14 protein-coding genes are annotated in these 26,087 nt (G+C 69.0%); 9 read left to right on the top strand and 5 right to left on the bottom strand.

What is annotated here, in order from left to right; all coding sequences use genetic code 11:
* Positions 1-2: 2 nt before the first annotated feature.
* The 7 genes from MHN84_RS23350 to MHN84_RS23320 all read left to right on the top strand — a co-directional run bounded on the left by MHN84_RS23350 (position 3) and on the right by MHN84_RS23320 (position 6,360).
* On the top strand, positions 3-299 hold the full coding sequence (locus tag MHN84_RS23350) for a hypothetical protein (protein ID WP_046361586.1): 297 nt from the start codon (positions 3-5) through the stop codon (positions 297-299).
* A gap of 50 nt (positions 300-349) precedes the next feature.
* Positions 350-1,186, top strand: a complete 837-nt coding sequence (locus MHN84_RS23345; protein ID WP_241206894.1) for a hypothetical protein — start codon at positions 350-352, stop codon at positions 1,184-1,186.
* A 50-nt stretch (positions 1,187-1,236) separates the two neighbouring features.
* Positions 1,237-3,168, top strand: a complete 1,932-nt coding sequence (locus tag MHN84_RS23340; RefSeq protein WP_241206893.1) for a fumarate reductase/succinate dehydrogenase flavoprotein subunit — start codon at positions 1,237-1,239, stop codon at positions 3,166-3,168.
* A gap of 3 nt (positions 3,169-3,171) precedes the next feature.
* Positions 3,172-3,927: a succinate dehydrogenase/fumarate reductase iron-sulfur subunit gene (locus MHN84_RS23335; protein WP_046361589.1), complete on the top strand. Its 756-nt coding sequence runs from the start codon at positions 3,172-3,174 to the stop codon at positions 3,925-3,927.
* A 4-nt stretch (positions 3,928-3,931) separates the two neighbouring features.
* The gene (locus MHN84_RS23330) at positions 3,932-4,357 is read left to right on the top strand and encodes a hypothetical protein (protein ID WP_241206892.1); all 426 of its coding nucleotides are present in this window, start codon (positions 3,932-3,934) and stop codon (positions 4,355-4,357) included.
* A gap of 30 nt (positions 4,358-4,387) precedes the next feature.
* A complete protein-coding gene (locus MHN84_RS23325; protein WP_241206891.1) occupies positions 4,388-6,124 on the top strand; it encodes an acyl-CoA dehydrogenase family protein in 1,737 nt (578 codons plus the stop codon).
* Between the two features lie 74 nt (positions 6,125-6,198).
* A complete protein-coding gene (locus MHN84_RS23320) occupies positions 6,199-6,360 on the top strand; it encodes a hypothetical protein (RefSeq protein ID WP_241206890.1) in 162 nt (53 codons plus the stop codon).
* 8 nt (positions 6,361-6,368) lie between these two features.
* On the opposite strand, the gene MHN84_RS23315 is transcribed toward MHN84_RS23320, so the two are convergent.
* Positions 6,369-6,866, bottom strand: a complete 498-nt coding sequence (locus MHN84_RS23315) for a flavin reductase family protein (RefSeq protein WP_241206889.1) — start codon at positions 6,864-6,866, stop codon at positions 6,369-6,371.
* A gap of 83 nt (positions 6,867-6,949) precedes the next feature.
* Here MHN84_RS23315 and MHN84_RS23310 point away from each other — a divergent pair, with 83 nt between their 5' ends.
* Entirely contained in the window at positions 6,950-7,597 is a 648-nt protein-coding gene (locus MHN84_RS23310) for a GAP family protein (protein ID WP_241206888.1), read from the top strand.
* Here the strand turns inward: MHN84_RS23310 and pe are convergent.
* The 4 genes from pe to MHN84_RS23290 form a co-directional block, all read right to left on the bottom strand.
* Positions 7,594-8,712: an acyltransferase PE gene (gene pe, locus MHN84_RS23305; protein ID WP_241206907.1), complete on the bottom strand. Its 1,119-nt coding sequence runs from the start codon at positions 8,710-8,712 to the stop codon at positions 7,594-7,596. The genes MHN84_RS23310 and pe overlap by 4 nt on opposite strands.
* A 30-nt stretch (positions 8,713-8,742) precedes the next feature.
* Entirely contained in the window at positions 8,743-10,455 is a 1,713-nt protein-coding gene (locus tag MHN84_RS23300) for an AMP-binding protein (protein WP_241206887.1), read from the bottom strand.
* Positions 10,456-10,533: 78 nt separating this feature from the next.
* Positions 10,534-13,533 carry an RND family transporter gene (locus MHN84_RS23295; protein ID WP_241206886.1) on the bottom strand — a complete coding sequence of 1,000 codons (3,000 nt, stop codon included), beginning with the start codon at positions 13,531-13,533 and terminating at the stop codon, positions 10,534-10,536.
* Positions 13,534-13,563: 30 nt separating this feature from the next.
* Complete coding sequence (locus MHN84_RS23290; protein ID WP_241206906.1) at positions 13,564-14,985, bottom strand: condensation domain-containing protein; 1,422 nt, start codon at positions 14,983-14,985, stop codon at positions 13,564-13,566.
* 117 nt (positions 14,986-15,102) lie between these two features.
* Between MHN84_RS23290 and MHN84_RS23285 the strand changes: the two genes are divergently transcribed.
* On the top strand, positions 15,103-26,031 hold the full coding sequence (locus MHN84_RS23285) for a type I polyketide synthase (RefSeq protein WP_241206885.1): 10,929 nt from the start codon (positions 15,103-15,105) through the stop codon (positions 26,029-26,031).
* Positions 26,032-26,087 lie beyond the last annotated feature (56 nt).

Raw genomic sequence — 26,087 nt, 5'->3', positions numbered from 1 at the left:
ACTTGTCCACCACCACCGAGCTCGCCGAACTTCACGATCTGATCGGGAACCTGCGGCGATGCGTGACCACGCTGGCGTCGCGATACGGGGACAGCCCTGCCACCCGTCGCATCGTCAACGACGCCGAGCGCATCCTCAACGATATCGATCGCCTCGATATCGATGCCGAGGAGCTGGAACTCGCGCGCGGGCTGTCCCGGCACCATCACGTCGGCGAGCGCATCGCGATTCCGGACACTCAGTACGACACCGATTTCTGGCGCGGGGTCGACGACGAGGGTCTCGGCGGCACGCGCTGAGCACGGGGCCGGACAGGTCCGGCCCCGCAAACATTCATCGAGAGGGAAACGTGAGTGCACCCACCGCCGACCGCAAGGCGACCGGCGTCTTCTCCCCAGGCCGAGCGCAGATCGCGGCGCGCACCCTGCGCACCGACAACTGGCTCAAGTCACCGATCCTCACGGACCTGGGGTTCGCCGCGTTCATCATCTACGCGACGGTGCGTGCGTTCATGCGCGACCACTTCTTCGTCGAGCAGTATCACTACCTCACGCCCTTCTACTCCCCCTGCCTGAGCAAGGCCTGCGGCGAGGCCAGCGAGTTCTGGCCCCAGATCCTGCCCACGTCGGGGCCGTTGTCGCTGCTGCCGTACGCGCTGCTGTCGCTGCCGTTCCTGCTGCTGTTCCGGATCACCTGCTACTACTACCGGGGCGCCTACTACCGCTCGGTGTGGCAGTCGCCGACCGCCTGCGCCGTGGCCGAACCGCACGCCAAGTACACCGGTGAGACGCGTTTCCCGCTGATCCTGCAGAACCTGCACCGCTACTTCTTCTACATCGCGGCGCTCATCTCGCTCATCAACACCTGGGACGCGATCAAGGCCTTCCACTCCGAGGACGGTCCCGGCGGCTTCGGCTTCGGGCTGGGCAACGTCATCCTGATCGTCAACGTGGTCCTGCTGTGGACCTACACGATCTCGTGCCACTCCTGCCGCCACGTCGCAGGCGGCCGGCTCAAGCACTTCTCCAAACATCCGGTCCGGTACTGGATGTGGACGCAGATCAGCAAGCTCAACACCCGGCACAAGCTGTACGCCTGGATCACGCTGGGCACACTGATGTTCACCGACTTCTACGTCATGCTCATCTCGATGCATCCGACATGGGATCTGCGGTTCGTCGGCTGAGAAGTGCACGCGCACAAGGTTTTTCACTGATCAAGGACGAGTGAGGGTTGATGGCTTCGCACGAAGCAGAAGTAGAGATCGAACGGCACACCTACGACGTCGTCGTCATCGGTGCCGGTGGGGCGGGATTGCGCGCGGTGATCGAGGCCCGGGAGCGGGGCCTGCGCGTCGCAGTGGTGACCAAATCGCTGTTCGGTAAGGCGCACACGGTGATGGCCGAGGGTGGCTGTGCGGCAGCCATGCGCAACGTCAACACCAAGGACTCCTGGCAGGTGCACTTCGGCGACACCATGCGCGGCGGCAAGTTCCTGAACAACTGGCGGATGGCGGAGCTGCACGCCCAGGAAGCCCCCGACCGGGTGTGGGAGCTGGAGACCTACGGCGCGCTGTTCGACCGCACCAAGGACGGGAAGATCAGCCAGCGCAACTTCGGCGGGCACACCTACCCGCGGCTGGCCCACGTCGGCGACCGCACCGGCCTGGAGATCATCCGCACGCTGCAGCAGAAGATCGTCTCCCTGCAGCAGGAGGACAAGCGCGAACTCGGTGACTACGAGGCACGCATCCGGGTCTTCCACGAGGTCGCGATCACCGAACTGATCAAGGACGGCGACAAGATCGCGGGCGCGTTCGGCTACTACCGCGAGACCGGCGACTTCATCCTGTTCGAGGCGCCCGCGGTGGTGCTCGCCACGGGCGGAATCGGCAAGTCCTACAAGGTCTCCTCGAACTCGTGGGAGTACACCGGCGACGGGCACGCACTGGCGCTGCGGGCCGGCTCGTCGCTGATCAACATGGAGTTCATCCAGTTCCATCCGACCGGCATGGTCTGGCCGCTGTCGGTGAAGGGAATCCTGGTCACCGAAGGCGTGCGCGGTGACGGCGGAGTGCTGAAGAACTCCGAGGGCAAGCGGTTCATGTTCAACTACATCCCCGACGTCTTCAAGGGCCAGTACGCCGAATCCGAAGAAGAGGCCGACCAGTGGCTCAAGGACAACGACTCGGCGCGCCGCACCCCTGACCTGCTGCCCCGTGACGAGGTGGCCCGCGCGATCAACACCGAGGTCAAGGAAGGCCGCGGCACCCCGCACGGCGGCGTCTACCTCGACATCGCCTCACGGATGACGCCCGAGGAGATCAAGCGCCGCCTGCCCTCGATGTACCACCAGTTCATCGAGCTGGCCGAGGTCGACATCACCACCGACGAGATGGAGGTCGGACCGACCTGTCATTACGTGATGGGCGGCATCGAGGTCGATCCCGACACCGGTGCGGCCGCCACGCCCGGCTTGTTCGCCGCGGGTGAATGTGCCGGCGGCATGCACGGTTCCAACCGGCTGGGCGGCAACTCGCTGTCCGACCTGCTGGTGTTCGGCCGCCGCGCCGGGCTCGGCGCCTCGGACTACGTGCGCGCGATGTCCGACCGGCCCGCGGTCACGCAGGACGCGGTGGACAACGCCAAGGACATGGCGCTGGCCGTGTTCGACGGTCCGTCCGACGGCTCCCCGGAGAATCCGTACACGCTGCAGCTCGACATGCAGGACACGATGAACAACCTGGTCGGCATCATCCGCAAGGCCGACGAGATGCAGGAAGCCCTGGACAAGCTCCAGGAGCTGCGCGACCGCTACAAGCGGGTCAAGGTCGAGGGCGAGCGCAAGTTCAACCCCGGCTGGCACCTGGCGATGGACCTGCGCAACATGCTGCTGGTCAGCGAGTCCGTGGCCAAGTCGGCGATCACCCGTACCGAGAGCCGCGGCGGGCACACCCGCGACGACTTCCCGACGATGGACGCCAGCTGGCGCAATCACCTGCTGGTGTGCCGGTCCGAGGGCGACGACCCGGTGGTGCCCGACGTCAACGTCTCCAAGGAGCGTCAGCCCACGATGCGGGCCGACCTGCTGGAGACGTTCGAGCTCTCCGAGCTCGAGAAGTACTACACCGACGACGAACTCCTCGAACACCCGCAACGGAAGGGCTGACCCATGGGTGCCTACAACGCCAAGATGCGTGTCTGGCGCGGCGACGCCTCCGGCGGCGAACTGAAGGACTACACCGTCGAGGTCAACGAGGGCGAGGTCGTCCTCGACATCATCCACCGCTTGCAGCAGACCCAGACCGGCGATCTGGCCGTGCGCTGGAACTGCAAGGCCGGCAAGTGCGGATCGTGTTCGGTGGAGATCAACGGCCGTCCGCGCCTGGCGTGCATGACGCGCATGTCGACCTTCGGTGAGGACGAGACCGTCACCGTGACGCCGTTGCGGACGTTTCCGGTGATGCGGGACCTGGTGACCGATGTGTCCTTCAACTACGAGAAGGCCAGGGAGATCCCGTCGTTCACACCGCCGAAGGATCTGCAGCCCGGTGAGTACCGGATGGCGCAAGAGGACGTGAACCGGTCGCAGGAGTTCCGCAAGTGCATCGAGTGCTTCCTGTGCCAGAACGTCTGCCACGTCAACCGTGACCACGAGGAGAACAAGCTGGCGTTCTCCGGTCCGCGGTACCTGATGCGCCAAGCCGAGCTCGACATGCATCCGCTCGACACGCACGGCCACCGCGCCGAGCAGGCCCAGGAGGAGAACGGCCTGGGTTACTGCAACATCACGAAGTGCTGCACCGAGGTGTGCCCCGAGCACATCAAGATCACCGACAACGCGCTGATCCCGATGAAAGAGCGTGCGGCGGACCGCAAGTACGACCCGGTGGTGTGGCTGGGCAACAAGCTGTTCCGGCGGAAGTAACGACGTGACCGACGGCCGGGCTGTCGCCGGGTCGATCTCGACGACGGACAGCGTCGCCGTCGCCGGGTCGATCGGCACCGTCGACAGCGCGGCCGTCGCGGGCTCGATCGGCACTGCCGGCAGCATCGGCGTCGTCGGCTCGGTGGGCACCGCGGGCAGCGTCGCCGTCGCCCGGGCGATCGGGACCGCGGGCAGCGCGGGTGTGGCAGGGTCCATCGCCACAGCGGGCAGCGCAGCCATCGCCGGATGCGTACTGGCTGTGCTCTGCATCGCCTGCCGGGGATGTCTCGCCTGCCTGGCGTGCGTGGATTGCGCACGCTGCCGGGCCTGCGTCGGCTGTGTCAGCTGTGACGACTGCATCGGCTGCGTGGGCTGCGTGAACTGCTCGGGGCTGCGCAACGCCGTCGGACTTCGCGACGTTCACGCCTGACCGACAGCCGGGGGCGCTACGTTGGCACGCATGCCGACAGCGCGCCTGCTCAACCCCCACACTTTCGACTCCGACCGGCTCGACCCCGAGTCCCGCCGCCAACTGCAGGCGCTGATCGACTGGTTCGAGCAGCGCGGCAAGACACGGCTGCTGCGCGACGACCTCGATGCCGCCTGGGTGTCGGACTTCCTGGACTTCGTCAAACGTGAGCGGCTGTTCGCGACGTTCCTGACACCGTCGGAGTTCGCCGGCGGCGACCCCGACAAGCGGTGGGACACCTCCCGCAACGCCGTGCTCAGCGAGATCCTCGGGTTCTACGGGCTGTCCTACTGGTACGCCGAGCAGGTCACGATCCTCGGCCTCGGCCCGATCTGGCAGAGCGACAACGTCAAAGCCAAGGAGAAAGCGGCCGCGCAGCTCGAGGCCGGCGAAGTGATGGCGTTCGCGCTGTCGGAGCGCGAGCACGGCGCCGACATCTACAACACCGACCTGGTACTCACACCGGCCACCACTGACGACGACGAGGGCGTGCTGTTCCGGGCGTCCGGCGAGAAGTACTACATCGGCAACGGGAACGTGGCGGGCATGGTGTCGGTGTTCGGCCGGCGCACCGACGTCGACGGGTCCGACGGCTACGTCTGGTTCGTCGCGGACAGCTCACACGAGAACTACGAGCTGATCGGCAACGTGGTGCACGGCCAGATGTTCGTCAGCACGTTCGCGCTGCACGACTACCCGGTGTACGAGGAGGACATCCTGGTCACCGGACCCGACGCCTTCTCGGCGGCGCTGAACACCGTCAACGTCGGCAAGTTCAACCTGTGCAGCGGCTCGATCGGCATGTGCGAGCACGCGTTCTACGAGGCCATCACGCACGCCAACAACCGCATCCTCTACGGCAATCCGGTCACCGTCTTCCCGCACGTGCGGGCCAGCTTCGTCGACGCCTACGCGCGCCTTTTGGCGATGAAGCTGTTCAGCGACCGCGCCATCGACTACTTCCGCAGCGCGAGCCCCGAGGACCGCCGCTATCTGCTCTTCAACCCGGTGACCAAGTCGAAGGTGACCTCTGAGGGCGAGAAGGTCGTCACGCTGCTGTGGGATGTGTTGGCCGCCAAGGGATTCGAGAAGAACACCTACTTCAGCCAGGTGGTGCGCCTGATCGGCGCGCTGCCCCGGCTGGAGGGCACCGTGCACGTCAACGTCGCACAGATCCTGAAGTTCATGCCGAACTACATGTTCAACCCGGCCACCTATCCCGAGGTCGGCACCCGCGACGACCCGGCCGACGACGTGTTCTTCTGGTCGCAGGGCCCGGCCCGCGGCGCCTCGAAGGTCCAGTTCGCCGACTGGACGCCGGTGTACGAGCGCCACGCGGGCATCGGCAACGTCGGCCGCTTCTACGAGCAGGTCGGCGCGTTCAAGGAGTTCCTGACCACTGCTGCGCCCGATGCGGCCCAGCAGAGCGATCTCGATTTCGTCCTCGTCGTCGGCCACCTTTTCTCGCTGGTGGTCTACGGTCAGCTGATCCTCGAGCAGGCCGAGATCACGAACCTCGACGCCGACCTGACCGATCAGATCTTCGACGTGATGGTCCGCGACTTCTCCGCGTATGCCGTCGCACTGCACGGCAAACCGAGCTCGACCGAGGCGCAGCAGTCCTGGGCACTGTCGGTGATCCGCAAACCCGTCACCGACTCCGCGCGATTCGAGCGGATCTGGAACGAGGTGGTCGCCTATGACGGCGCCTACCAGATGAATCCGTAGATCGACCATGGCCGGCATCACACTCCGGGGGTACGCTCGCAGCCAGCAGCCAGTCAGCGTCGAAAGGCAGCGCCGTGTCCCTACATCAACCGTTGAGTGTCAACGACATTCGAACCGCGATCCGCGAGATCAGCAGCCGCGCCGACCTCGCTCGCCGCGAGGGCAGGGCGGCTGATGCCGCCGAACTCGACCAGCGCGTGCGCCATTATCGCGAGGAACTCAGCGACCGGCCCTGAACCGGCCGTCAGGCACCCAACCGCCGGAACGTGCTGCGGTGGAACACGATGGGCGCCACCTCCGGATGCACCGTGATCCGGCTGACCCGCAGGACCACGATCGTGTGGTCGCCGGCCGGCACCTGCTGCTCGATGGAGCTCTCCAGCCACACGCTGGTGCCCTCGATGAACACCGCACCACGCTCGGTGGACGCGGTCTCGAGGCCGGCGAACCTGTCTCCCGTCTTGGCGGCCAGGGTGCGTGCGGCCTCGTCGTGGGACTCGCCGAGCACGCTGATACCCAGGTAGGGAGCGTCGACGAGCCGCGGCCAGGTGGTCGAGGAGTTCTGCACGCAGAACGACACCAGCGGCGGCGCCAGGGAGACGGGAACGAACGTACTGGCCGCCAGGCCGACCCGCGTGCCGTCGATCTCCGCCGCGATCGCGATGACACCGGTCGGGAAATGGCCGAATGCCTCTCGCAATGTCGACGGACTCAGATCGATCTCCGCGTTGGTTCCGCTCATCGCCTCCATCCTGACACGTGTTCTCGCGGCAACGCCACGATCAGAATCCGGCTGAGCACAACACCGCGGTAAGTTACGCCATCATGTGGATCCCGCTCCTGCTGATGGCCCTCGCGGTCAGCCTGGAGCCGTTCCGGATCGGCATGACGGTCGTGATGGTGAACCGCCCGCGGCCTGCACTGCAGCTGCTCGCGTTCCTGGCGGGTGGATTCCTAATGGGCACCGCGGTGGGCGTGGCGGTGCTGTTCGTCCTGCGGCCCGCGCTGGATTCGGCGCGCTTCACCCTGCCTCTGGTACAGATCGTCGTGGGTGCCGTGGTGCTGGCCAACGCGGCGCTGATCGCGGCCGGCGTGATGGGCCGGATGCCCGCCACGGACGGAGCCGTCATGGCGCGGGTGCGGCGTCTGCTCGGCGGCCGCTCACTGTGGATCGCCGGCGGTGCCGGGCTGGGGATCGCGCTGCCGTCGGTGGACTACCTCGCCGCGCTGGCGTTGATCGTGGCCTCCGGCGCGGAGGCGTCCGTTCAACTCGGCGCGCTGCTCATGTTCAACGTGGTGGCCTTCGCACTGGTCGAGGTGCCGTTGCTGGCATACCTGGTCGCCCCGGACCGCACCCGGGCCGCGCTCACGTCCGTCCACGACCGCATCCGCGCCGGAGGCCGGCGCGCTGTCGCCGCGCTGGTGGCCGCTGTCGGCGGCGTGCTCCTCGTGGTGGGTCTGGCCGGTCTCTAACCCTGGTGGTTCACCACGTACTGCAGTCCGGCGAGCAGTTGGGACACGGGGTCCGAGCCGCCACCGAACGCCGCCTGGGTCGCCGGAGCTGTCACCGCGGCCGGGTCGTACCCGTTCACCGGGTCGACGGTGATCGGCGCGGTCGCCGGATCGTCGTTGCGCGAGTACCCGGCATCGACGTAGGGCTGCAGCACCTTGTCCAGTTCGATCAGCGTCTTCTTGTCCACCCCGAGGTACTTGAACGGCAGTACCAACGGCAGGTGCTCCTCGGGGATCATGAACGTCGTCGTCTTCGCGCCACGAGAGTTCACGGTGGTCCGGATGTTCTGCGGCGGCACGTTGCTCGGCGTGGTGAACGCGACGGCGGTGTGGCCGGTGGCCAGCCCCACGATCGCATTGGCCACCGACATCCAGTTGTCCGGCCGGTCCGGCCAGTCCGCGATGCTGTCGTAGGCCGAGACGAACTGATACGTGTCGTACTGGCTCTCCACCGGCGCCGGGATGCGGTAGTCCAGTGACGGCACCACGCTGCCGACGGGGAAGTTCTGCGTCAGGAAGCTCTCCCCGAACGCGTGCTTGCCCACCGGATCGCCGTACATCGCGAAGCTGAGCTGATCCGGGGGCGGCGCGGCGGGATCGTAGGCGAGTTTGGCCTGGACGTCGTTGAGCACCATCGCGCCCTCCGACAGCCCGATCGCCGTCCCGCGCCCGCCCTGGCGGACCGCGTTGACGACATTGGGCGTGCCGATGTCGACCGACTCCCCGATGCTGGGGCCGTCGAGCCCGAGGCCCGGGACGAAGCGCTCCCCGAACGCGCCGATGCCCGGGAACAAGCGCTCCAGCGTGTGACCTTGCACCTGTCCGGCCGGGTAGTCGACGATCTGGCGGTCCAGACCCGGGAACCAGTCGGCGCCGGTGCGCATGATGTATTCGTCGTACGGGATGCCGAGTACGTGCGCACCACCCAGGGCATACGCCCGCCCCGGGGTCCCCAGCAGCGGCGTGCCGGGCGGGGGTGGTGGCGGCGGCTCGTCGGCGTTCGCGATGCCCGGGCCCAATCCTCCGACCACCCCGACCGTGATCAGTGCCGTGACCGATGCCAGCGCTCTGCGCACCACTGTTCCCGTGTTGTCTCGTTGCGTCACTCAGGCATCCAATCGTTCGAACTGATCGGCCCGGTAGTGCTCGATGCAGGCCGCGCGGCGCACCTTGCCGCTCGTCGTCGTCGGGATCGAACCGGGCGGCACCAGCACCAGATCTTCCACACTCAACCCGTGCACCGTCGAAATTGCTGATGTGACAGTGCTTCTGACCTGGTGCACGTCGGCAGGCTTCTTGAGCTCGATGACGGTGACCAGCTTCTCGGTGCTGTTCACCGGGACCGCGATCGCCGCCACCCGCCCGCGCGTGATCTCCTGGACCGTCGCCTCGATGTCCTCGGGATAGTGGTTGCGGCCGCGGATGATCAGCAGATCCTTGATCCGGCCGACGATGAACAGCGCGCCGTCGTGGACGAACCCGAGATCGCCGGTGCGCAGCCACGGTCCCGCGGGGGTACCGGGTGAGGGCTCGCTGATGGTGGCGCCGAAGCACTGCTGCTCCTCGGCGGTACGGCTCCAGTAGCCGGCGGCGACGTTGTCGCCGCACACCCAGATCTCGCCGACCACATCGGGCGGGCAGTGCTTACCCGTGTCGGTGTCGACGATGCGGACGACGGGCGACGACGGCAGCTCGTAGCGGACCAGCGCGGAGCCGCCGGTCCGGCACCGCTGGACCCGCCCGGCCGAGAGCTCGTCACTGTCGAACCGGTCCACCACCGCGTCGTCGTCCCAGACCCCTGACGCGACGAACACGGTGGCCTCGGCCAGGCCGTAGGAAGGCCGCAGCATGTCGTCACGGAAGTCGAAGTGCGCGAAGCGATCCGAGAAGCGGGCCAGCGTGCCCGGGTCGACGCGCTCGGCCCCGTTGATGATGCCTGCGACCCCGCCGAGATCCAGACCGGCCAGATCGGCATCGGTGGTCTTGCGGGCGGCCAGCTCGAACGCGAAATTGGGTGCCGCGGAGAACGCGTTGTCCGCGGTGGCCAACGCGCGCACCCAGCGGGCCGGCTGTTCCAGGAATGCGACCGGACTCATCAGGTGCGCCGCGAAGCCACCCAGGATCGGCGCGCACACCCCGAGGACCAGGCCCATGTCGTGATAGAACGGCAGCCACGACACGACCGTCAGATCCGGGAGCTGCCGCCCGCCGAGCAGGCTGCGCATCAGCTGATCGAAATTCGACGACAGATTGCGATGCGAGATCATCACGCCGGTCGGTAGCCGCGTCGACCCTGAGCTGTACTGCAGATAGGCGGTGTCGGGTGGTGCGGCCGGCGGGGTGAACGCAGCGCCTTCGGCGTGCGGGTCGATCGCGTCGACGTGCAGGAGCGCGGGAGCGGTGTCCAGCCGGGAGTGCTCGATGTAGTCGACGACGTCGGCGGCGACGGCCGAGGTCGTCAGCACCACCGCAGGGGTGGTGTCGGCGAATACCGCACTCACCCGGTCGTGGCTCGACCCGCGATGCGGCAGCGGCAGCGGTACGGCGATGAGACCGGCCTGCATCGCGCCGAGGAACGCCAGGATGTACTCGAGACCCTGCGGCGCGAGGATCACCGCGCGATCGCCGGTGGCGCCGTGGGCCGCGATGTCGGCGGCCACGCTCATCGTGCGCCGCGACAGCTGAGACCAGGTCAGCGTCTGCGCCCGGCCCGCCGGATCATCGCTGTAGTCGGTGAACGTGAACGCGGTGCCGTCGGGCCGCATCGCGGCGCGGCCGTGCAGCATCGACAGCACGGACGACGAGCCTGTCTGCGTCATGATTCCAACCCCCGGCCGCTGCACAAGCGTCGTCGTAGTGTCACACACCGCGCGCGTCGGCGCGAAAGCTCGAACACGTCAGATCGCCTCCACCTTGTCGTCGGCGGGTGCCGCCTTCTGAACCCGCGAGGGCCACCAGTTCGCCCGTCCGACCAGCGCGGCGATCGCGGGCACGGTGATGGTGCGCACCACGAACGTGTCCAGCAGGATGCCGACGCCGATCACGAAACCGCCCTGCACGACGATGCCGATCGACGAGAACAGCAGCCCGCCCATCGAGGCCGCGAAGATCAGGCCGGCCGCGGTGATCACGCCGCCCGTCGACCCCAATGTCCGGATCACGCCGAAGCGCACGCTGTGCGGCGACTCGTCGCGCAACCTCGACACGAACAGCATGTTGTAGTCGGCACCGACGGCGACCAGCACCACGAACGCCAACGGCGGAACGGTCCAGTGCAGCGGTTGATCGAGCAGGTACTGGAACGTCAGCACCCCGATGCCGATGGCCGCGAAGTACGACAGCACCACCGAGGCAACCAGATACAGCGGCGCGACGAGGGAGCGCAGCAGCACCATCAGGGTCAGCAGCACGATCACCAGCGTCACCGCGATGATGAATCGGATGTCGCGCTGGTAGTAGTCGCGGGTGTCCCGCAGCGCGGCCGGATAACCACCCATCGAGATCGTCGCGTCCGCCAGCGTGGTGTTGGGCTGCGCTCCTCGCGCTACGTCGTTGATCGCGTCGACCTGATCCATCGCTTCGGGGCTGAACGGATTGAGTTTCGTCTGCACGAGATAGCGCGCCGAGTGCCCGTCGGGCGAGACGTACGCCGCCGACGCCTTCTGGAACTCCGGCGCCGCCAGCACCTCGGCCGGGATGTTGAAGCCCGCCATCGACGAGGCCGCGGCGTCTTTGCGCATCGTCAGCAGGAACGTCGATGCCTGGTCGAGGCCTGCGGCCAGAACCTGGATCTGCTCGACCAGCTGATCCACGCCACCGGCGACCTGCCGGCTGCCGTCGGCGAGCCGATTGGCGTTGCGCTGCAACTCGTTCACCCCGGAGCGCGCACCAGCCGGACTGTCCAGCCCGAGATCGGAGATCGTCGTGGTCAGCTTCGTGAACATCGAGTTGAGCTGGTTCACCGTCGAGGAGAGGCTGCCCTTGTCGTCGACGCCCTGCAGCTGACCGGCCAGCTGATTGATCTCGTCGACGCGACCGTCGTCGCGAGCCGCGGCGAGCTTTTGGAACTGTGCGCGGGTGTCGACGCAGGACGGGTTGGCGTCACAGGTCGCGTTGCCCTGCAGCGCGGTCAGCACCGGCCCGATCCACGCGAACATGTCCTTGACCGCACGGAAATTCAGACCCATCGAGAGACCGAGCTTGTTGACGCTGTCGACGAGCTTCGCCGCGGTCGCGACGTCGCGGACCAGCTTGTCGCCGCCGTACTGGACGCGGATCGAGGACATGCTGTCGAGCAGACCCTTGAGGCTGGGGGCGATGTCGTTGACCTGGGCGCTCACGTCGCCGAGGCTGTCGGCGAGCGTGTCCGCCCCGCCCGCGAGCCGGCTGAGGTCACCGCGGCGCTCCCCGATCTGCGCCGCGCCGGTGGCCAGCCGGTCACCGACGATCCCCGCCTGGAATGTCGCGCGGAATTCGGGCGGCACCTCGCCGAGGGGGCGGGTGACGCCGCTGACCAGCCCCACGTCGGGGAGCTGGGCGATGCGCGACGCCATCTGCTCGAGGTCGGCCAGCGCCGCGGGCGAACGCAGGTCGTGCGGCGACTGCACCAGCACGTACTGTGGAATCGACTGGCTGATCGGGAAGTGACGCTCCAGCGCGGCGTAGCCCACCGAGCTCGGCGCCGACGGCGAAACGGCCTTGCGGTCGTCGTAGTTGAACGATCCGAACGCCGCCGCGCCGGCGAGCAGGACCAGCACCAGCACGCTCGCGATCAGGTGCGGCACCGGCCGGCGCACGATGCGGATGCCCGAGCGCCGCCACATCTGTGCGGTCAGTTCCCGGCGTGGCCCGATCCAGCCTCGCGGACCGGCGAGCACCATGATCGCGGGCAGCAGGGTCAGGCCGGCCAGGAACGCGACCGCGACGCCGATCGCCGCGGACACGCCGATCGTCTTGAACACACCCATGGTCGCGAAGCTCATCGCCAGGAACGTGATGCCGACCGTCGTCGCCGAGGCGGTGATGACCTTGCCGATGGAGATCATCGCGCGGGTGACGGCGTCGGTGACGCCGGCGCCATCGCGGATGTAGTCGTGGTACCGGCTTATCAGGAACACCGCGTAGTCGGTGCCGGCACCGGCCAGGATCGCGCTGAGGAACACGATCGACTGGTTGGACACCCCCGCGCCCGTCAGGTGGGAGTAGCCGGCGACCACGCCCTGGGCGATCAGTACCGATGCGCCGATCGTGATGAGCGGCAACAGCATCGTGAGCGGGTTGCGGTACACCACCAGCAGCACGGTCAGCACCAGGACCGCGATCGCGAGCTCGATCGGCAGCCGGTCCTGCTGACCCGCGACCGTCAGGTCGGCGACGGTGGCGGCGGGCCCGGTGACGTGCACGACCAGCGGAGAACCGCGCGGCGGTGCGTGATGGGCGATCAGGTCGGTGACGCGGTTGAACGAGTCGTAGGCGCGCGGGGTGCCCAGCTCGCCGACCAGCGTCACGGGCAGCACCCAGGTGGTCTTGTCGTCACTGGTCAGGAACTTGCGAAGCTGCGGGGTGCTGATGAAATCCTGCACCGACACCACGTCGGTGACGTCGTCGCGCAGCGCGTCGACGACGTTGCGGTAGACGGCTTCGTCGGCGCGGGTGAGCCCTGATTCGTTGATGAACGCGAGGATGAGCAGGTTGTCCGAGCCCGGCTCCTTGAACGCCTCGGCCATCTTGGTCGCGGTGACGCTCGACGGCGCATCCGCGGGAAGGATCTGCAGCGGATGCTTCTGGGCCATCTCGTTCAGCGACGGGAAACTCAGCGGCAGTGCCACGGCCAGCGCCACCCAGACGGCGATCACCACCCAGGGAAAGCGCACCACCAGACCGGCTAGCCGCCCCATGTCGTCCTCACCCCCTCGCCGTACCGCACGCTAGGCGACGCGTCCCCACTGGCCACTGTCGGCGACTCGCGTCGCCACCGATTTCATCGCCCCCATGTAGCGGTCGACCGACTTGGCCGCGATCGCGTTGTCCGGGTGCATGATCGCCATGGCCGTGCCCTCGCCGTAGCGGAAGATGTAGATCGTCAACTGGTACGAGTACCGGCCGTCAGGATAGATCCCGATGTTGTCGGCGAGCCCCATTTCGCCGGCCGCCAGGATCGCGTTCATCGGCGCCGCGCCCCCGTGCAGGAAGTTCGTCACCGGGAAGTTCGCCTGCGGCCACCGCAGCCAGGGCGCCAGCTCCAGCACGCGGTAGTAGGGCACCTTGGCCATGGCGAGCCCGGCGTCGAACGCCGACTGCGCCGACCAGGCGGCATCGGAGAACGAGGCCGCGCCGATCGGCACGACGATCGGGATCAGCCCGGTGAACCAGCCCTGGGTCATGAAATTGTCCGACGCGCTCCGCGAATCGCGGGGGGTCAGCCCGTAGTAGGTGAGCGCCCCCGTCAGCTCGTGCTCGACCTGGGCCAGGCAGGCGAACAGCCCGCCGACGAACCGGGCTCCGGCGCCCGCGCACGCGGCCTCGAAGCGCGCGGTCTGCGCGCTGTCCATCAGCATCAGTGACGTCATGGTGCTGCGCGTCGAGGCCTCCGGATCGCCGAGCGGCAGCGGGAACTCCGGGAAGCCGTCGGCGTTGTTCTCGGCGAAGTCGAGCCACGCCGTGACGCCGGGCGAGTCGGTCGTCAGCGCATCGGTGTATTCGCGTTCGCGCACACAGAAGTCGTCGAAACTGCCGGCGTCGGGCAGCTGGAGCGCCTGCCCGCCCAGGCTCAGTGCCGAGTACATGCCGTTGGCTTCCATCATCGTGGTGCCGATGAGCGTCGCGTCGCCGTGCACGTGATCCATCGCCGCGAAGAAGCTGAAGTGGTCCTCACCCTGGATCACGCCGAACGTGAAGCAGCCCCATTCCAGCGGGCTCGGAATGTCGATGACGTGGGCGTGGATCTGCTCGATCGTCATGTGGCCGCGCTCGACGGGGACGAACTCGATGTCGGCCGGATCGGTCAGGGCGTGCCGGACGAATCGGCCGTCCTCGGTCGGGGCGAACCAGCTGCGGAACGTGTCGTGGCGGCGCAGGTAGTTGTTCACGGCGTGGTCCATCGCCGCGATGTCGCACTGACCGGCGACGTCGCAGCTGGCGATGATCTGGCGGGAGAAGGTGAGCCCGGCTGCGTGCCGCTCGCTGTAGTTCCGCAGGTGCTGGCCCTGCATGTAGCTCACGGGCACCGGACTGACCGGCGCCTGCCGCGCCTTCTCGACGGCGGCCGGCGTCGGATGCCAAGACGTCACCTTGCCTGCGGCGACCGACCATTCATCGAGTGCGCCAACCGTGATCGTGCCGATGCGCACCGCGCCGTCCTCCCCGCTGACCAAGATCGAACAATGACGTTCGGGTGACATTGTGCACGATGCTCGCGCTAATCTGACCGCCGAGTAAGTTCACCGCTGATGAGGGGGGAAAGCGGCATGGTTTCCGCTGCAGATCCGAACGAGCCGGCAGCGCGCTTCGCGGTCATCGGGTACGCAGCCCGACTGCCCGGGGCGCCCGACGCCGACGCGTTCTGGGACCTGCTGAGCCAGGGCCGCGACGCCATCTCCGAGGTGCCGCCGGACCGCTGGAACGCCGAGGCCTTCTACGACGCAGAGCCCGGCAGCCCGGGCAAGGTGGCGACCCGGCGGGCCGGGTTCGTCGACGACGTCATCGGCTTCGACGCACCCTTCTTCGGGATGTCGACTCGCGAGGTGCGGCAGATGGATCCGCAGCACCGCCTGCTCCTGGAGACCTCGTGGCACGCGCTCGAACACGCGGGAATCGCGCCGTCGACGCTGGCGGGCAGCGACACCGGCGTGTTCGTGGGGCTGGCCACCCACGACTACCTGGGCATCATGTCCGACGAACTGGACTATCCCGAGATCGAGGCCTACATGGCCATCGGGACATCCAACGCCGCGGCGGCGGGCCGGATCAGCTACCGGCTCGGCCTGCAGGGGCCCGCGGTGGCCGTCGACACCGCATGCAGTTCCTCGCTGGTGGCGATCCACCAGGCCTGCCAGGCACTGCAGCTCGGCGAGTGCGACCTGGCGCTGGCCGGCGGGGCGAACGTGCTGCTGACGCCGGCCACGATGATCACGTTCTCGAACGCGCACATGCTGGCACCCGACGGCCGCTGCAAGACCTTCGACGCGGCCGCCGACGGTTACGCGCGCGGCGAGGGCTGCGGGATCATCGTGATCAAGCGGCTCGAGGACGCCCTGCGCGACGGTGACCACATCCGCGCGGTGGTTCGCGGCAGCGCGATCAACCAGGACGGTGCGTCGGGCGGTCTGACCGTGCCCAACGGCGTCGCCCAGCAGCGTGTCATCGGTGCCGCGCTACGCCGCGCCGGCATCGACCCGCGCGACGTCGACTACCTCGAAGCCCACGGCACCGGCACCTCGCTCGGCGATCCGATCGAGGCGCAGGCCGCCGGCGCCGCACTCGGTGATGGCCGCGAGGCCGACCGCCCCCTGCTGATCGGTTCGGCGAAGACCAACATCGGGCACCTCGAAGCCGCCGCGGGCATCGCAGGCGTGATCAAGGTGATCCTCGCGCTCGAGCACGAAACCCTGCCCAAGCACCTGAATTTCGAGAACCCGTCGCCGCACATCCCCTGGCACCGGCTGCCCGTCGAGGTGGTCACGGACACCACGCCCTGGCGCCGCGGCGACCGGCCGCGCATCGCCGGGGTCAGCTCGTTCGGCTTCGCCGGCACCAATGCGCATGTGATCCTCGAAGAGGCCCCCCTGCCCGAGACCGGCACCGATCAGGTTGCGCAGGACGGACCGCACCTGCTTCCGCTGTCGGCCCGGACACCGACCGCGCTGCGTGCGCTCGCCGGCGCATACCGCGACTGGTGGGCCGCACATCCCGACGCCACGCTTGCCGACGTGTGCTTCACCGCGGGCGTGGCCCGCGCGCACACCGAGCACCGGGCGGCCCTGGTGGCCGACTCCCGCGAGACCGCACTGGAACTGCTGGGTGCGGTGGCCGACGACCGTCCCGCGCCCGGACTGGTCCGCGGCGAGGCCCACGACGTGCCGAAGACGGCCTGGCTGTTCACCGGCCAGGGCAGCCAGTACCCCGGCATGGCGCGCCAACTGTACGACTCCGAACCGGTGTTCGCCGAGACCGTCGACGCCTGCGCAAACGCCGTCGCCGACCTGCTCGACACACCGCTGCTCGACGTCATGTTCGCCCTCGACGGTTCCGGTTCCGAAGCGGATGCGCAGGAAGCTCTGCGGCAGACGAGCTATGCCCAGCCCGCGCTGTTCGCGGTGGAGATGGGGCTGGCTCGGCTCTGGCAGTCGTGGGGTCTGCAACCCGATGTCGTGCTCGGCCACAGCGTCGGGCAGTACGCCGCGGCCTGCGTGGCCGACGTGCTCGACGTCGCGGCCGGCGCGCGGCTGATCGCGTTGCGCGGCAAGCTCTTCCAAAGCCTGCCCGCCGGCGGCCGGATGGCCGCGATCTTCGCGCCCGCCGACCGGGTCGAGGCCGTGGTCGACGAGATACCGACACTGTCGGTGGCCGCCTACAACGGCGCCAACACCGTGCTGTCCGGCCCGGCGGCCGATCTCGAGAAGGCGGTGGCCACGCTGGCCGCCGACAACATCCGCTGCGATCGGCTCGAAACCAGCCACGCCTTCCACTCCGCGCTGCTCGACCCGATCCTCGACGAATTCGAAGCAGCGGCATCACAATTCACGTTCGGCGCACCCCAGCGGATCCTGATCGACAACCGCACCGGCGCAGCGCTGGGCCGCAGCACCAACCTCGACGGCGCCTACTGGCGCCGGCACGCCCGCCAGCCGGTCCAATTCGCTGCCAGCATAAAAACTCTCGCGGAGATGAACTGCAAGCTGCTGGTCGAGATCGGGCCTCGACCCGTGCTGACCGCGGCCGCGCTGTCCGCCTGGCCCGACCCTGCCACCGCACCGCGGGTGATCGCGTCGCTGCGGCCCGCTGTCGAGGACCGCAGGCAGATCACCGAAGCGCTGGCCGACGCCTACGTGCTGGGCCACCAGCCCGACTTCGGTGCCGTCTCTGCCACGACGGCGCGGCTACTCGACCTGCCGACCTATCCGTTCGAGCATCGGCGGTACTGGTTCCGCGACGAGCAGGAGCGGACCGATGCACCGAAGGAGCGGGGCGCGCGCACCGCCGCCGTCGCGTTGCTCGAGGACGGCCGCATCGACGAACTCGCCACCCTGCTCGGCTCCGACGATCCGCATGTCCGTGACGTCCTGAGCAAGCTTGCTGCCCAACACAATCAGCAGCGCGACGCCCAGTCGATCAGCGATGCCCGCTACCAGATCCGCTGGGATGTCCTCCCGCCCGCACGCCTCGACCCCGCGGACGCACCGTCCTGGCTCATCGTCGGCGACGACACCGACGCCATCCGACCGCTGATCGACCTGCTCGCCGCCCGCGGACATCGCCACCGCGTCGTCGGGCTGCCCGTCTCCGACGCCGAGGAGGCCGCGTTCACCGAGACGGTCCGCGCGGCCGCCGGCGATCCGGCCCTGCGCATCCTGCACGTCGCCGCGCTCGACGCCGCCCTCGCGGATGGACCGCCCTCGATGCGCTCCCTGCTGCGGATGCAGCACAGCGTGCTGCCCGGAACGCGCCGGCTGTTCCGTGCCGCGGCGGCCGCCGATGTCCGCGCACCCGTGTGGATTCTGACCCGCAACGCGCAGCGCGTCACCGACGTCGACGTCGTGGCGCCGGACCAGAGTTGCCTGTGGGGTTTCGGCCGCGCCACCGCGCTCGAGGCGCCGCAGCTGTGGGGCGGTCTCGCCGATCTCGGCGCCGGCACCACCGAGCAATGGTCGGCGCTGATCGGCCAGATCAGCCAGGCTGCCGGCGCAGGCCCCCGCGAGGATCAGCTCGCGCTGCGCGCCGGCGGCGTGCACGTGCCGCGACTCACCCGGCGCACCGGTCAACCGGTCACCGATTCTCTGCCCATCCGTTCCGACGCAACGTATCTCGTCACCGGCGGGCTTGGCTCGATCGGACTGGAGGTCGCCGCCCACCTGGCCGCCCGCGGGGCCGGCCATCTCCTGCTCACCAGCCGGCGCGCACCCAGCGAGGCTGTCAGCGCACGCATCACCGCGCTCGCCGATCAGTACGGGTGCCAGATCGAGGTCGCCAGGGCCGACGTCGCCGACGCCCACGGCGTCGCCAAGCTGCTCGCGCCCAGTGCCGACCGCCCGCCGCTGGCGGGAATCGTGCATGCGGCAGGTGAGATCGGCGCCAGCCCGATGAGCGCCCAGGACGATGCGGAGATCGATCGGGTCTTCGCCGGGAAGGTCTGGGGTGCATGGCATCTCAGCGAGGCCGCGCGCGATCTGCCGCTCGACTTCTTCATCGGCACGTCGTCGATCGCCTCGGTGTGGGGCAGCTTCGGCCAGACGGCCTACGGGGCGGCCAACGCGTTCCTCGACGGGTTGTCCTGGAGCCTGCGCGACCGCGGCGTCGCCGCCACCGCCGTGAACTTCGGGCCGTGGGCGTCAACCGGCTTCGAGGGGATGGCCGATGCCCAGGCCCGGGCCCGGCTCGAGGAACGCGGCGTCGCGACACTGTCACCCGCCGACGCCCTCGCCGGCCTCACTGACGCCGTCGTCGGCGGTGCGGCACAGGCCGTGGTGGCCCGTGTCGAGTGGTCCCGCTTCCTGCCCCTCTACGAGCAGACCGGTCGACGCGGCTTCCTCGCCGAGCTGAATCACGAGGTTCCGCAGCAGGTCTCGACAGTGCATGGCGGTGGACCGACCGATCTGGTGAAACGCCTCACCGACGCCCCGCTGCAGCAGCGCCGCACGCTGCTCATCGGCTACCTGCGCGATGCGGTGGCCGAGGTCACTCGCGTCGACGTCGCCGAGATCCGCGAGGACGCCGGCTTCTTCGACATCGGCATGGACTCGCTGATGGCCGTCGAGCTGCGCCGCCGGATCGAAACCGGGGTGGGCCGGGAGATCCCCGCGACGCTGGCCATGGATCATCCGCGTATCGACGCCGTCGCCGACTACCTGCTCGGCGACGTCCTCGGTCTCACCGACGCGCCGACGGAGCGGCCGGTCACGGTCGCCGCCGCCCGCACCGACGAACCGATCGCGATCGTCGCGGTGTCCTGCCGATTCCCCGGGGCCCCCGATCCGGAGGCGTTCTGGGAGGTGCTCGCCGGCGGAGTCGACGCGATCCGCGAGGTCCCCGAGGACCGCTTCGACATCGACGAGTTCTACGACCCCGATCCCGACGCCGCGGGCAAGATCTACACCCGGTTCGGCGGATTCCTCGACGGTATCGACGGATTCGACCCCGAGTTCTTCGGCATCTCCCCACGTGAGGCCGTGTGGATCGAGCCGCAGCAGCGGCTGATGCTCGAAACCGTCTGGGCGGGCCTGGAACGGGCGGGGTATTCCCCTGCGTCGTTGCGGGGCAGCCGCACCGGGGTGTTCACCGGTGTCGCCGCCAACGAGTACGCGCACCTGCTCTCGGCCGAGTCGATCGACAAGATCCAACCGCACTTCATCACCGGCAACGCGCTGAACGCGATCTCGGGCCGGGTGGCCTTCGCGCTGGGACTCGAAGGCCCCGCCGTCGCCGTCGACACCGCGTGCAGCTCCGCGCTGGTGGCCGTGCACCAGGCCTGCCAGGCCCTGCACTCCGGAGACTGCGACCTGGCCGTCGCCGGTGGCGTCAACGTGCTGTTGAGCCCGGTGACCACGGTGGCAGCATCGCGTGCCCGGATGCTGTCGCCGGCGGGCCGGTGCAAGACGTTCGACGCGTCGGCCGACGGCTACGTGCGCAGCGAGGGCTGCGGTGTGCTGGTGCTCAAGCGGCTGTCCGACGCCCAGCGTGACGGCGATCCGATCGCTGCCGTCATCGCGGGCAGCGGCGTCAACCAGGACGGCGCGTCCAGCGGCCTGACCGTGCCCAACGGCGGCGCCCAGCAACGGTTGATCGGCTCGGTCCTCGCGCGCGCCGGTCTCTCCGGCGGCGACATCGACTACCTCGAGGCCCACGGCACCGGCACCCCGCTGGGCGATCCGATCGAGGTGCAGGCCGCCGCGGCGGCCTACGGGGACTCCCGCACGGAGCCACTGCTGATGGGGTCGGTGAAGACGAACATCGGGCACACCGAATCCGCCTCGGGCGCAGCCGGTCTGATCAAGGTCGTGTTGTCCCTGCAGCACCAGATGCTGCCCAAGAGCCTGCACTTCGACACCCCGTCTCCGCACATCCCGTGGGACACGCTGCCGGTCCGGGTGCTCGGCGATGCGATGCCGTGGCAGACCAACGGTCGGCCGCGCCGCGCCGGGGTCAGTTCGTTCGGCTTCACCGGGACCAACGCCCACGTCCTGGTGGAAGAGGCACCGCCGACGACGGCGTCCGAACCGGCGTCGGGCCCTACCGACACCGTGAGCGTGCTGCCGCTCTCCGCGCGGTCACCCGAGGCGCTGGTGGCGCTGGCGCAGCGGTACGAGGCATGGGTGAGCGCCCATCCCGAGGCCGACATCGCCGACGTGTGTCGCACGGCCGGCACGGGTCGCTCCCACTTCGAGCACCGCGCCGCGCTGGTCGTGGAGTCGATGTCCGACGCGCGCATCGCACTGGGCGATCTGGCGGCGAATCGCCTGCGCCCCGGCGTCGTTCGCGGTGAGCACACGCACCGCCCGACGACGGCCTGGCTGTTCACCGGCCAGGGCAGCCAGTACCCGGGCATGGCTCGCGAGCTGTACCAGACGCAGCCGGTGTTCGCCGCCACCGTCGACGAGTGCGCCGCGGCGATCGAGGATCTGCTGCCGACCCCGCTGCTCGAGGTTCTCTTCGCCACCGACCGGGAGACCGGCGGCCAGGCCGGAAAGCGACTGCGGCACACGTCGTTCGCGCAGCCCGCGCTGTTCGCCATCGAGATGGGGCTGGCCCGGTTGTGGCAGTCGTGGGGCATCGAGCCCGACGTCGTGCTCGGCCACAGCGTCGGCCAATACGCGGCCGCCTGTGTGGCCGGGGTGTTCAGCCTGGCCGACGGCGCCCGGCTGATGGCTCAGCGCGGTCGGCTGTTCGGCGAGCTGCCCGAGGGCGGCCGGATGGTGGCCGTGTTCGCCGACGCAAGCCGGGTCGAACAGGCCGCGGGCGCGCATCCGCGGGTGTCGGTGGCCGCCTACAACGGCCCCAACACCGTGCTGTCCGGACCGGGTGAGGATCTGGAGCAGATCGTCGCGACCTTCAGCGAGGACGGCATCCGGTGCACATGGCTGGAAACCAGCCACGCGTTCCACTCGGAGCTGTTGGACCCGGTCCTCGACGAATTCCAGGCGTACGCGGCGCAACTCGACTTCGCCAGCCCCACCCTGCCGCTGGTGTGCAACCGCACCGGCGCCGTGCTCACCGGACACGCCACGCTCGACGCGGAGTACTGGCGCCGGCACTCCCGCCAGCCGGTGCAGTTCGCCGAGAGCGTGCGCACCGTGGCCGGGTTGGGGTGCTCGGTCCTCATGGAGATCGGCCCGCAGCCGGTGTTGACCGGGGCGGCCGTGCAGGTCTGGCCCGAGCATCTGCCGGCGCCGCGTGCGATCGCCTCACTGCGCAAGGGTGTCGGCGATCAGCGCCAGGTCGCAGACGCGTTGGCCGGCGTGTACATCGCCGGCCACCGACCCGATTTCGCCGCGGTGAGCAGGCGCGAACGACGGGTCCTGGAACTGCCCACCTACCCGTTCCAGCACCGGCGCTTCTGGCCCAAGACGGCCGCGATCGCGGTGGACGGCGGCACCGCCGCGCAGGGTTCGGGCATCCTCGGCGCCGCACGCGAACTGGCCTCCGGTGACACGATCTACACCAGCAGGCTGTCGGTCAAGACGCAGCCGTGGCTGTCCGACCACGTCATCTACGGCACCGTCGTCGTTCCCGGCGCGACCTACGCGGCGATGGCGCTGGCCGCCGTCGGCACCCCGGCCCACGCCACCGATGTCTTCTTCTACGAACCGATCATTCTGCCGGAGAAGGCTTCCCGTGACGTTCAGCTGACCTTGCATCCGGCGGCCGACGCCGGGCAGTGGTCGTTCCAGGTGCACAGCCGCGCCTACGGCGAGCAGGGTGCGGAGTGGTCGCTCAACGCCGAGGGCACCATCGTCGCCGGGCGGGACGAGGCCGCCTCCGAGACAGGACCCGTCGAGGACGCACTCGAGCGGCTCACCCGGATGCGTCCGCAGGAGCTGTTCGAGACGTTCGCCGATCTCGAGTTGGCGTGGGGGCCGAACTGGTCGGGCTCGTTGAAGTCGCTGTGGCTGGGCGAGGGTGAGGCGATCGGTGACATCCTCGTCGGCGAGGAGTTGGCCGAGCACCTCGGCAGCGAGCCGATGCATCCGGTGTTGATGGATCTGTGCACCGGCGTCGCATTCCCCGCCTTCCCGGCGGTGCTGGCCGCCGAGCAGGGCGTCTCAGATCTGTACTTACCGCTGCGATACGGCCAGGTCTCGGTGCAGCAGCCGATGCCGCGGCGGTTCTACTGCCGCGCGACCTGGCATCAGAGTGCACTCGACAGCGAAACCCAGGTGTTCGACCTCGATTTCGTGGACCGTGACGGCCATCGTCTGGGTGGGATCCGCGAGTTCACCGTCAAGCGTGCGCCCCGCGAGGCGCTGCTGCGCGGGCTGGGCGGTGACACCGGCCGGCTGCTCTACACCGTCGGCTGGCACGAGGTGCCCCTCCCGGACACCGAGCCTGAGGCAGAGCCGGTGACCCCCAGCGGCACCTGGTTGATCGCCGACTTCGCCGAGCTCGCGGCCCTGGTCCCCGGCGCCATCGCCGTCGACCGCGCCACCGACACGACACCGCTGGGGCAGGTGCTCGCCGATGCCCAGCAGCGTGGCGTCGGCTTCTCCGGTGTCATCTGGCGTGCCGCCAGGTCGCAGGCGGGGGCGCTCGACGTCCGGCTCGAGCAGGAGATCGCCGAACTTCTGGGCGCGGTGCGCGCCGTGCAGAGCGGTGAGGTGAAGCTGCCCGGCGGATTGTGGATCGTGACCGAGCGGGCCGTCGCCTGCGAGTCGGGGGAACCGGTCGACCCCGTGCAGGCCGCACTGTGGGGCTTCGGCCGCACCGCGATCAACGAGGAACCTGCGCTGCGTGCCCGGTTGGTCGACTGCGACGGTTCGGACGAGGCAGTCCGCTTGCTGGCCGGCCTGGTGTCGGCGCCCGTCGACGAGCCGGAAATGGCTGTGCGGCAAGGCAAACTGCTGGCATCGCGGCTGCTGCCGTGGTCACGCAGCGGACACCTGAGCGTCCCGCGATCGAGTGACTACGTGCTGGCGCCCACCGAACGCGGTGCGATCGACAACCTGCGACTGACCGAGACCGAGGTCGAGCCGCCCGCCGGCGGTTACGTGCAGGTCCGGGTCGAGGCCGCGGGGCTGAACTTCCGCGACGTGCTCAACGTGCTCGGCCTCTATCCCGGCGATCCCGGGCCGATCGGCGGCGATTTCGCCGGCACGGTGACCCAGATCGGCGACGAGGTCACCGGCCTGACCGTGGGCCAGCGGGTCTACGGATCCATGCAGGGCGCATTCGCGAGCCGGTTCAACGTGCCCAGCCAGTTCCTCGCGCCGATACCCGACGGCATCAGCGCGGTGGACGCGGCGACGATCCCCGCCGCCGCGCTCACGGTCCGGCTGTCGTTCGACTGGGCACAGCTCAAGCCGGGCGACAAGGTGCTCATCCACGCCGCGAGCGGCGGCGTGGGGCTGGCCGCAGTCCAGATGGCGCAGCGCTGCGGGGCGGAAGTGTTCGCCACCGCGAGCACATTCAAACGGGACACGCTGCGGCGTCTCGGCGTCAAGTACGTCTACGATTCGCGCACAACAGAATTCGCCGACCAGATCCTGGCCGACACCGGCGGCGCCGGGGTGGACGTGGTGCTCAACAGCCTGACGAGCGAGGGGTTCATCGACGCCACGCTGCGCGCCACGGCTCAGGGCGGCCGCTTCGCCGAGATCGCCAAGCGCGACATCTGGACCACCGACCAGATGGCGGCCGCCCGCCCCGACATCGACTACGAGATCGTCGCACTCGACACGGTCATGTTCACCGAACCGGACCGCATCCGCGACCTGCTCACCGAGGTGTCCGACGGGCTGGCCCAGGGTGAGTGGACGCCGCTGCCCGCCGAGATCTATCCGCTGACCGAGGCGAGGTCGGCATTCCGGCGGATGCAGCAGGCCCGCCACATCGGCAAGATCGTGCTGCAGATGCCGACACCGCTACAACCACAGCCCGACCGGACGTATCTGATCACCGGCGGCCTCGGTGCGATCGGGCTGCACACCGCAGCCCACCTGGCCCAGTTGGGTGCGGGCGACCTGGTGCTCACCAGCCGCCGGGCCCCCTCGGCGCAGGCACAGCAGCTGATCGACGACATCACCGACCGGCACCGCTGCCGCGTGCACGTCGTCACCGCCGACGTGGGGGACTTCGAGGACGTGCGCCGACTGCTGGCGCACATCCGCGCCGAGCTGCCGCCCCTCGGTGGCGTCCTGCACCTGGCCGGCGTGCTCGACGATGCGCTGCTCTCCGGCCTGGATCTCGACCGGTTCCGGACGACGTTGGCGCCGAAGGCGTTCGGCGCCTCGCACCTGGATCGATTGACCCGAGACGACGACCTCGAGTTCTTCATCGTGTCGTCGTCGGTGTCGAGCGTGTTCGGTTCTCCCGGCCAGGCCAACTACGCGACCGCCAATGCGTACCTCGACGGCCTCGTCGCGCACCGCCGCGCTGCCGGCCTTCCGGCCACCGGGGTCAACTTCGGTCCCTGGGGCCGGGGCGGGATGGCGTCGTCGGAGGCGGTGAGCGCGAACATCAGCGCCCAGGGGTTGATCCCGCTGGAGCCGTCGGCGGCGTTGAGCGCGTTGGCGGAGGTGGTGGCCAACGGCACCGGGCAGGCGACGGTGATCAAGGCCAACTGGGCGCGCGCGGCCAAGGTGCTGGGTGCGGCGCGTCCGCCGATCCTGGATCTGGTGCTGCCCCGCGACGGCGGCGAGGTGAGCGGAGACAGTGAGCTGTTGCGTCAGCTGCAGGAGATCCCGGTGCCCGCGCGGGCCGGGTTCGTCACCGAGTTCCTGCAGCGGGAGGTGCAGAACTTCCTGCGTCTGGCGCAACCCCCGGCGGCGTCGTCGCGGTTCCTGGACCTGGGCACGGATTCGCTGATGGCGATCGAGCTGCGGAACCGATTGCACAGCCAGTTCGGCGGCGCCTTCACTATCAACGCCACCGCGGTGTTCGACTATCCGACCATCGGCGGGCTGGCCGAGTACCTGGTGGGCCAACTGCCCGATGCGGAACCAGCCGCCGACGCGGAGCAGTCCGGGTAAATCGAACAGAATGGGGACGTCCTGACCGCGCCGGCCGACGGCGCACACCCGCCCGG

It is taken from the genome of Mycobacterium sp. PSTR-4-N (assembly GCF_022348085.1).
GTDB lineage: Bacteria > Actinomycetota > Actinomycetes > Mycobacteriales > Mycobacteriaceae > Mycobacterium.
Note: the sequence above shows the minus strand (reverse complement) of the source record. Positions and strands in the feature narration are given on the sequence as shown.